The sequence below is a fragment of the Cobetia sp. genome, from assembly GCF_983723665.1.
Window position 1 is genome coordinate 7027 of sequence record NZ_CFDJES010000022.1, and the last position, 1720, is coordinate 8746.

2 protein-coding genes are annotated in these 1720 nt (G+C 65.3%); both read left to right on the forward strand.

Annotated features, from left to right (window positions below; genetic code table 11):
- Positions 1-16: 16 nt before the first annotated feature.
- Entirely contained in the window at positions 17-643 is a 627-nt protein-coding gene (locus AC4FAH_RS03970) for a TetR/AcrR family transcriptional regulator (RefSeq protein ID WP_490245659.1), read from the forward strand.
- Between the two features lie 86 nt (positions 644-729).
- Positions 730-1720 (forward strand): efflux RND transporter periplasmic adaptor subunit (locus AC4FAH_RS03975; RefSeq protein WP_490245660.1); only part of this gene is annotated, 991 nt, incomplete at its 3' end.

Below are 1720 nucleotides of genomic sequence, written 5' to 3' on the forward strand. Positions count from 1 at the left end.
CAGAGGCAGACGGGCCATGCGCCATCGTGATGAACACAAGCAGCAGGCGTTGCTGGAAGCCACGCTGCATGAGGTGGCCGAGCATGGTTTTGCCGTGACCTCCGTGGCGCGCATCGCGCGTGCCGCCGGCATGTCGCCCGGCACGCTCTATCTCTACTACCGCGACAAGGATGACCTGCTGGAGGCGACCTTTCGCGAGGTCAGCCGGCGCATCATCGCGGTCGCCATCGAGGCCTTCCAGGCCGAGCCGGCAGAGGCATTCGAGGCCGAGCCGTCAACGCTGTCGCCGGCCGCCCAGCAGCTGAAGTCGGCACTGTGTCGGGTGTGGAATGCCCTGGTGGCGCTGGGGCGCCGTCAGCCTGCGTTGTTCCTCTTTCACGATCAGTTTCTGCACTCTTCCCATATGCAGGACGCCCTGAGGGTGGCCAATCAGGAGCGCGCCGCGCCCTTGCTGGACGCCTTCGCGCTGGGCCAGCAGTCCGGCATCCTCAAGCAGATCGATCTCGCCCTCATCGAGGTGTTCATGTTCCGGTCGATCTACAGCCTGCTGCAGGGCTCCAGTTGCCAGTTGCCGGCCATCAGTCATGCCAGCTTCGACCAGGCCTTCGAGATGGCCTGGGACGCGATCGCGCTTCGCCAGTGAGGGCAGCCAGCCCCGAAGCGCGCACGCCGGACAGATGACAGATTTTCGCTTGTGCCATTTTATTCCAACGACTCAAGGGCCCGCTGATGAAACTTCGACCTGGTGCCAAGCCACACCTGCGTACTCCTTTCGCCTGGCGGGGAGGCCGCGTCCTTCAGCTGTTCGCCGGACTCGTGCTGGCCCTCGGGCTTGCGGCCTGCAGCGAGGAAGAGGCGCCGCTGGAGAAGCAGAAGGTGCATCCGGTCAAGTTGCTGTCGCTGTCGGATGAAGGCGGCGGTGTCATCCAGCGCTACCCCGGTGTGGTCGAGGCCTCGGAGCGCTCCAACCTGTCGTTCCGTATCGGCGGTGAGCTGCGTGAACTCAAGGTCCAGGCCGGTCAGGAGGTCGAGAAGGGCGAGCTGATCGCGCGCCTGGATGATCGCGATGCCAGAAGCGAGCTCAACAATGCCCGCTCCAGCTTCAATCTGGCGCAGGCGACCTACAAGCGCATGAAGTACTCGGTGGAGAAGGGCGCCATCAGTCGGGCGCGCTTCGATGAGGCGCAGGCCGAATTCCAGTCGGCGCAGGCCCAGTATTCCCAGGCGCAGGACCAGCTCAGCTACACCTATCTCAAGGCACCCTATGACGGGGTGATCGCGCGCGTGCCGGTGGACAACTATCAGGTGGTCGCCGCCCAGGAAACCATCGCCGTGCTGCAGCAGCCGGGGCAGATCGACGTGATCTTCAACATGCCGGAGCGGCAGGTGCGCGCCATCGATCGTGAGCGTGCCGAGGCCGGGCGCCTTGAGGATGCCGCCCTGGCCTGGGTGCGCTTCGGCAGTGGCGAGTCGCGCTATCCGGCCCGTTACAAGGAGCACGACACCAGCGCCAGCGAGGGCTCGCTGAGCTATGAAGTCACCCTGACGCTGCCGGAGCCGCAGGACATCACCGTGCTGTCAGGCATGAGCGCCACCGTGGAGCTGGACATGCAGCAGCTGACGGCGGCGACCCAGGGCCAGTGGCGCGTGCCGATCGAGGCGGTGGTCACTCAGGAGGAAAGCCCGAACCAGGCCGTGGTGTGGCGCTATGTGCCCAAGG